This window comes from Alphaproteobacteria bacterium (assembly GCA_030740435.1).
Classification (GTDB): domain Bacteria; phylum Pseudomonadota; class Alphaproteobacteria; order UBA2966; family UBA2966.
In genome coordinates this window covers 21352-28310 of record JASLXG010000136.1, presented here as the reverse complement: position 1 = coordinate 28310, position 6959 = coordinate 21352, and the positions used below count along the sequence as shown (strand labels likewise).

Sequence of the window (6959 nt, the reverse complement as noted above, 5' to 3'; positions counted from 1 at the left end):
GCGCGATGCCTTGGCCATTGCCAGGGGAGAGAAGAAAGCTCCCCGCACCACGCTCGTTTATGTCCCACAGTATCTCGATATCAAGGAGATCCGCCGGCGTACGGGGATGACTCAGCGTGAGTTCGCGGGTTTTTTCGGTTAGTATCCCTTGGTGTGGCACAAGTAACATGCCGCGCATTGATTTAGTTCTTGCCACGTTCTTAAGCGTTGTGCTGCCTTCATTGTTAAAGCGCCATTTTGATTGGCACCAGGCCTAACGATACCCGCGAGGACTTTGGTCATGGTTGATGAGAATCAAGTCGAGATCTCGAACGTGGAGTTGCTGCACATGGCGGCCGACATTGCCGCCGCCTATGTCAGCAACAACACGGTGGGGGCGGAACAACTTCCCGAGGTTATCCGCACCGTCCACCAGACGCTGAGCAGCGTCGGCCTTGGCGAGGCCGGAGCCGAAACCCGGGCCGAACCGGCGGTGGCGGTGCGGCGCTCGATCACGCCCGACTACATCGTCTGCCTGGAAGACGGCAAGAAGCTCAAGATGCTGAAGCGCCACCTGCGCTCGGCCTACGACTTGAGTCCCAACGAGTACCGGGCAAAATGGGGGCTGCCCGCGGACTACCCCATGGTGGCCCCGAATTACGCCAAGCAACGCTCCGAATTCGCCAAGAAAATCGGTTTGGGGCAAAAAAGCCGGCCCGGCGGTCTGCGCGACCACAGCCAGGGCAGTTCGTAAACCTGCCGCCAGAAAGGGATAGGCAAGGCGGCAAAAAACGGCGACCATAGGAAACAAGGCTGGCGCCGCCGGCCGCTCATCTGCCGACGGCAAACAAGCTACGGCAAAAAACAGGCAGGCCGTGCCAGGCAGGGCCCTGCCACCACGACCCAACAGGGAGGATACTCATGAAGATGCTTACCCGCCATGCGGCCACGGCCGCTGCCTGCGCCGCTGTGGTGCTACTCGCTGCCTCGCCGGCGGCGGCCGACGTCAAGATCGGCTCGCTGGGCGCCATCACCGGCCCCATCGTCAGCCTGGTCAAGGAAATCAACGCCGTCGAGCGTGCCGCCGTGGCCGAGATCAATGCCGCCGGCGGCATCCTGGGCCAAAAGGCGGCCCTGCTCGAAGCCGACACCGCGTGTTCTTCGCAGACCGCCGTCGATGCCGCCAGCAAGCTGATCAACATCGAGCAGGTGACCGCCATCGTCGGCGCGCTGTGCTCGGGCGCCACCATCCCGGCCGCCAGCAACGTCGCCGTACCGGCCAACGTGCTGATGATTTCGCCGGCCTCGACCTCGCCCGAGATCACCGACCTGAAGGATAACGACTTTCTCTTCCGGGTGGCGCCATCCGACGCCTTCCAGGGCTACGTCTTGGCCAAGCTGGTGCTCTCGAAGGGCATCAAGAAAGTGGCGTTGACCTTTATCAACAACGACTACGGCGTCGGCCTGGCCGGCACCTTCCGCGACACCTTCAAGGCCAGTGGCGGCACCATCGCCGGCGACCAGGTGCATGAAGAAAAGAAGCAGTCCTACCGCTCCGAACTGGCGGCGTTGGCCACCGGTGGCGCCGACACCCTGGTGCTCATCGGCATGGCCGATGGCTCCGGCGTGACGATCATGAAGCAGGCCCTCGAAGGCGGCCTCTTCAAGAACTTCGTCGGCGCCGACGGCATGAAAGCCGACTCGCTGGTCGACGCCCTCGGGGCAGCCAACCTGAAGGGTCATTTCTTCGGCACCATACCGACCTCGCCGGAGAATCCCTCGCTGGCCAAATTCAAGTCCATGTACGGCGACGGCAAGGCCTTCAAGTTCGGCTCGGCCTACACCAACCAGGCCTATGACGCCGTAATGCTTATTGGGCTGGCCATCCAGAAGGCCGGCTCGACCGACCGCAAGTCGGTGCGCGACGCGCTGCGCAAAGTCGCCAACGCACCCGGCGAAGTGGTCGGCCCCGGCGACTGGGCCAAGGCCGTCAAGCTGATCAAGGCCGGCAAGGCCATCAACTACGAAGGCGTCAGCGGCAGCCACGAGTTCGACGCCAAGGGGGAGGTCAGCGGCGTTTTCGCCGAGTGGACCGTGCAGGGCAAAGTGCTCAAGGAAGGCCCGCCGCTGGACATCAAATAGCGGCGTTACCTAAAGGGTCCCTCCCGCCTCGGCGGGAGGGATTTTTCTTGCCCAAAAGCTAGTCGTCGGCTGGGGCGGGCTTTTGCCCGGCGCGGCCTTCGGGAAGTTTTTCCGGCAGCAGGCCCTGGGAGAATTTCTGCAGCACCACCTGCAGCACCAGCCCGATCAGGAACATGCGCATGAAAGGTATGCGCACGGCCCATTCGCCCGAGAACCGCGAGGTGACGATTTCGGTGGCCGACCACAGCGTCCAGATCACCACGGCACCCAGAATGGCGCCGCGGTTGTTGCCGCTGCCGCCGACCACCAGCATCACCCAGACCAGGAAGGTGGTCATCAGCGGATCGGTTGCCTCGGGTCCGACGAACTTGAAGAAATGGGCCATCAAGGCGCCGCCCAGGCCCATCAGGGCCGAGCCGATGATGAAGGCCTCGATGCGGAAGCGCTCGATGTTCTTGCCCGCCGCCCGGGCCGCCAGCTCGTTGTCGCGGATGGCCTTCATGACGCGGCCCCAGGGCGCATCCTGACCGCGCTCCAGCAGCCAATAGGCGGCCATGAGGATGGCGAATACCAGCAGCATGTAGGCCACCGGTCCCCAGGGCTCGGGCAGGGTTTCCAACGGCCTGGGAATGTTCGAGATACCGCGCGAGCCATTGGTCGCCCAGGCCTCGTTCTTGAGGATCAGGCGCAGGATCTCGGCGATGCCGATGGTGGCGATGGCCAGGTAGTCGCTGCGAAGGCGAATGCAGATGCGGCCGATGCCCCAGGCCACCAGGCCCGAACAGATCATGGCCACCACCAACCCGGCCCCGAAAGGCAGGTCGTAGCCGCCCAGATGCTTGCTGGTCTCGGCCGTGGTGACGATGGCGCTGACATAGGCGCCGATAGCGAAGAAACCGGCAATGCCGACGTTAAAGAGCCCCGTCAAGCCCCATTGCAAATTGAGACCCAGCGTCATGACGCCATAGATGCCGGCCATGGTGATGAGGAACATCAGGTAATTGAGAATGCCGAAGAACTGATCCATCAGTAGACCCTCCCCCGGAACAAACCGCTGGGCCGCCAGATCAGCATGGCCACCATGATGGCAAAGGCGATGCCCGTCTTGTAGCCGGGCGACAACAAGGGCTCGGTGCCGATCCAGGGGTAGGAGGAAAGCTCCTCGGCCAGGCCGATGATGAGGCCGCCGACCATGGCGCCGTAGGGCCGGCCGATGCCCCCCAAGATGGTGGCGGCAAAGATCGGCAGCAAGAGGTTCCAGCCCATGGTCGACTGCAACTGGGTATCCCAGCCGATGAAGACGCCGGCCGCCGCCGCCAGGGCGCCACCGATGACCCAGGTGGCCTGGACCACGCGTTCGGTGGAGATGCCGGCCAGGCGCGCCAGCTCGGGCGAATCGCTGACCGCCCGCATGGCCTTGCCGATGCGCGTCCGCGTCAGTATCCAGTGCACGCCCAGCATCAGCCCGATGGTCAGAACGATGATCCAGATATGGCGCTCGGCAATGCGGACGGTGTCGAAGAAGACCAGCGGGCGCTGGATGCCCTGCGAATAGGTTTCGATATCGACGCCCCAGATCACCATGATCAGCGAGCGCAGCATCAGCGCCACACCGAACGAGGCGATGACCAACAGGATGGTCGATTTGTCGCGGAAGGGCTTATAGAACAGGCGGTCTATGCCGAACGAAATCACGATAGTGCCGATCATGGCCAGCGGCAACGCCACCAGGGGACCGAGGCCCAGGCCGGCGACCAGGGAGAGCGCCAGGTAGGCGCCCAGAGTCATCAAATCGCCGTGGGCGAAATGGGCGAAGCGCAGGATGCCGAAGATCAAGGATACGCCGATGGCACCGAGGGCATAGATCGAACCCAACACCAGGCCCGGCATCAGGTAGAAATTAAAGAAGACCAGAAAGCCGTCCACCACTACCCCCCGAGGAACATTTCCGCCACCTCGCGGTCGGCGATCAGTTCGGCGCCCGTACCGGCGTGGCGGTTTTGGCCGTCGACCAGCACGTAGCCGCGGTGCGAAATGGCCAGGGCCTGCTTGGCATTCTGCTCGACCATCAGGATCGGCGTGCCACTGCTGTTGATGTGCTTGACCATGCCGAAGATCTCCTCGGCGTACTTGGGGCTGAGGCCGGCCGTCGGCTCGTCCAGCAACAACACCTTGGGATCGAGCATCAAGGCCCGGCCCATGGCCACCATCTGACGCTGGCCACCCGAGAGCACGCCGGCCGGCGCGTCGCGCCGCTCCAGCAAGGGCGGAAACAGTTCATAGACATGGTTGAGCCGGTCGTCGAGGGGACCGTCGAGAATGAAGGCCCCCATTTCCAGGTTCTCCTGCACGCTGAGATTGGGGAAGACATTCTCGGTCTGGGGCACGAAGCTGACGCCGCGGGCCACCACCTTTTCCGTGGCCACGCCGGAGATGTCCTCGTCGCCCAGCATGACTTTGCCGCCATGTATGTGCAAAAGCCCGAAGACGGCCTTCATGGCGGTCGACTTGCCGGCCCCGTTGGGGCCGATGATGGAGACGATCTCGCCGGCCTCGAGGTTCAGCGAGACGCCGTGCAGAATGGGGGCGTCGGAGCCGTAGCCGGCGGTGACGTCCTCGAGCGCCAGAATGCTCATGCCGCCGGGTCCCCCGTCTCGGAGGAGCCGAGATAGGCCTCCAGCACGCGTTCGTCCTTGCGGATGTCGGCCATCAGGCCGCTGGTCAGCACGGTTCCCGAGGCCATGACGATGACCGGGTCGCAAAGCTTGGCGATCATGTCCATGTTGTGCTCGATGATGCAGAACGTGATGCCGCGCTCGGCATTGAGGCGCTGGATCTTTTCGCCCAGTTGATTCAAGAGTGTCGGGTTGACGCCGGCGCCGGGCTCGTCGAGCAGTATCACACGGGCGCCCGACATCATGGCGCGGCCCAGCTCGACCAGCTTTTTCTGGCCGCCCGAGAGGTTGCCGGCCAACACGTCGCGCACCTCGTTGAGGCCGAGAAAGGCCAGCGCCTCCTCGGCCTGGGCCTTGACCTCGGCTTCGCGCCGGGCCACCGCGCCGGGCATGAACCAGGCCTTGAGCAGGTTCTCGCCGTCCTGCCCGGCCGGCACCACCATGAGGTTTTCCAAACTCGTCAGGCCGTTGAATTCGTGCGGGATCTGGAAGGTGCGCACCAGGCCGCGAGCGAACAACTGGTGTGGCTGCATGCCGGTGACGTCGTGGTCTTCGAGCAGCACCTGCCCGGCATCGGGCTTGATGAAACCGGTGATGATGGTAAAAAGCGTCGTCTTGCCGGCGCCGTTGGGGCCGATCAGGCCGGTGATCGTGCCCTTCTCGACCTCGATCGAGCAGTCGTCGACGGCGTGGATGCCGCCAAACGACTTGTGTATGTTGCGCACCGAAATCACGCCGCCCGGCCCGCTCGCTCACTCAGACAAATAGTCACTCAGCCTCACCCGCTCCACCCCCGGGATGCGAGTCCTCTCGAACTCGGCCTCGCGTCCCCATGGTTTGGTGGCATCGATCGCCAACCGTCCCCAGTGGTCCCTGTGCTCGTCCCGGTAAAACCCGGGAACGTTTTCGATGATGAAAGCCCTGGTATCGGCACGACCGCGCGTCAGGTAGGCCCACATCGCTTGGCTCATATTGTAGAGATCTACGTCGCGATCCACCACCACGCACATTTTGCTGTAATCGGGGTGGGCGGCGAAGGCCGCCAGGGCCACCTCGCGGGGGTGGTCGGGCGACTGCTTGTCGATTTGCACCACGGTGTTGAGGAGCGTCGGCTGGCAGCTTACGTCGATGATGCCGGGTAGCTTTGCGCTCTCCGTCAAGTGGCGATAGATGCGCGCGGCAACGGCCGTCTCCAGCAGCCGGTAGTCGTCTGCCGAACCGCAGAGCAGCGCCTGGAAAGTGGCGCGCTCACGCCAACTCACGTTCCGCACCTCGAAGACGGCGTTATCGCCCACGGGCACGTAGTAGCCCATGAATTCGGCGAACGGCCCCTCGGGCCGGCGCTGGCCGGGCAGGAAGCGGCCTTCGATGACGATCTCGCTGGCCAGCGGCACCTCAAGGTCGATGGTGCGGCAAGGGCGCACCGCGATGGGGCCACCATTAATGGCCGCGGCGGCCCGCATCTCGTCGTCCTCGAGGGGCAGCGAGGCCGCCGCCGCCAGGAACACCTCGGGCGGCGCGCCGATCAGCAGGGCCGCCTCCAAGGCTTGGCCTTGGGCCTCGGCCGTGGCCTGGTATTTGGCCAGGTCGTGGCTGGGGCCCAGCCGCACCCGCAGCTCGTGGTCCGAAACCAGCTGGGCGCGGTGGAAGGAAAGATTGGGGACGCCGCTCTCGGGCTCGCGGGCAAGAAAGACGGCCGAGGTAAGATAGGGCCCGGCGTCACGTTCGTAATAGGTAATCGCGGGTAACTCGCCGATACGGCCCGAGACCAGCGGCCCGGCCGCGCCCGGCTCTGTCGCCACGATTTCGTCCAGGCCCGCCGTGAGCGCCACCCAGCGGCGGCAGAAGTTGCCATCATCCGCGCCGATGAGGCGCGCCAGCCGGCGGCGGCTGCCATAGAGGTTGGCGGCCACCGGCATGGCGTTGCCGCGCACGCGCTCGAACAACAGCGCCGCCTCGCTTTCGTTTTGCCAGGCCTGGATCACCGCCGCCAGTTCGTGACGGGGATCGACCTCGCGCCTGACGCGGCGCACCTCGCCCTCTCGCTCCAGCGCCGAAAGATAATCACGCATGCCGCACCTCCTGCCCACAGCATAGCCGGGTTGGTGCGGCGAGGTATTTTTACATTATATTTCTGTGTTTAATTTATTTCTACACAAAAAA

7 protein-coding genes are annotated in these 6959 nt (G+C 64.1%); 2 read left to right on the top strand and 5 right to left on the bottom strand.

The genetic code is table 11. The features are described 5' to 3' along the window. The first annotated feature begins 280 nt into the window (after nt 1–280). Together QGG75_14235 and QGG75_14230 are read left to right on the top strand one after the other, a co-directional pair. Nucleotides 281–733, top strand: coding sequence for a MucR family transcriptional regulator (locus QGG75_14235; protein ID MDP6068392.1), 453 nt, complete (start codon nt 281–283; stop codon nt 731–733). 167 nt (nt 734–900) lie between these two features. Next, nucleotides 901–2121 carry an ABC transporter substrate-binding protein gene (locus QGG75_14230; protein ID MDP6068391.1) on the top strand — a complete coding sequence of 407 codons (1221 nt, stop codon included), beginning with the start codon at nt 901–903 and terminating at the stop codon, nt 2119–2121. A 58-nt stretch (nt 2122–2179) separates the two neighbouring features. Here QGG75_14230 and QGG75_14225 read toward each other — a convergent pair whose 3' ends face one another. From QGG75_14225 to QGG75_14205, 5 genes are read right to left on the bottom strand one after another with little or no spacing between them, the layout of a single operon-like run. Then, the gene (locus QGG75_14225; GenBank protein MDP6068390.1) at nt 2180–3148 is read right to left on the bottom strand and encodes a branched-chain amino acid ABC transporter permease; all 969 of its coding nucleotides are present in this window, start codon (nt 3146–3148) and stop codon (nt 2180–2182) included. Beyond that, nucleotides 3148–4011: a branched-chain amino acid ABC transporter permease gene (locus QGG75_14220; protein ID MDP6068389.1), complete on the bottom strand. Its 864-nt coding sequence runs from the start codon at nt 4009–4011 to the stop codon at nt 3148–3150. The genes QGG75_14225 and QGG75_14220 overlap by 1 nt, the downstream gene beginning before the upstream one ends. Before the next feature lie 38 nt (nt 4012–4049). Continuing rightward, the gene (locus QGG75_14215) at nt 4050–4757 is read right to left on the bottom strand and encodes an ABC transporter ATP-binding protein (GenBank protein MDP6068388.1); all 708 of its coding nucleotides are present in this window, start codon (nt 4755–4757) and stop codon (nt 4050–4052) included. Beyond that, complete coding sequence (locus tag QGG75_14210; protein ID MDP6068387.1) at nt 4754–5530, bottom strand: ABC transporter ATP-binding protein; 777 nt, start codon at nt 5528–5530, stop codon at nt 4754–4756. Before QGG75_14210 ends, QGG75_14215 begins: the two co-directional genes overlap by 4 nt. A gap of 18 nt (nt 5531–5548) precedes the next feature. After that, nucleotides 5549–6868 (bottom strand): UbiD family decarboxylase, encoded by a 1320-nt coding sequence (locus QGG75_14205; protein MDP6068386.1) that lies wholly within the window; start codon nt 6866–6868, stop codon nt 5549–5551. Between the last annotated feature and the right edge of the window lie 91 nt (nt 6869–6959).

Excerpts from the sequence above, each read along its gene's own strand:
- QGG75_14235 (MDP6068392.1), top strand. The coding sequence starts at position 281 with ATGGTTGATGAGAATCAAGTCGAGATCTCGAACGTGGAGTTGCTGCAC.
- QGG75_14230 (MDP6068391.1), top strand. The coding sequence starts at position 901 with ATGAAGATGCTTACCCGCCATGCGGCCACGGCCGCTGCCTGCGCCGCT.
- QGG75_14225 (MDP6068390.1), bottom strand. The coding sequence starts at position 3,148 with ATGGATCAGTTCTTCGGCATTCTCAATTACCTGATGTTCCTCATCACC.
- QGG75_14220 (MDP6068389.1), bottom strand. The coding sequence starts at position 4,011 with ATGCCGGGCCTGGTGTTGGGTTCGATCTATGCCCTCGGTGCCATCGGC.
- QGG75_14215 (MDP6068388.1), bottom strand. The coding sequence starts at position 4,757 with ATGAGCATTCTGGCGCTCGAGGACGTCACCGCCGGCTACGGCTCCGAC.
- QGG75_14205 (MDP6068386.1), bottom strand. The coding sequence starts at position 6,868 with ATGCGTGATTATCTTTCGGCGCTGGAGCGAGAGGGCGAGGTGCGCCGC.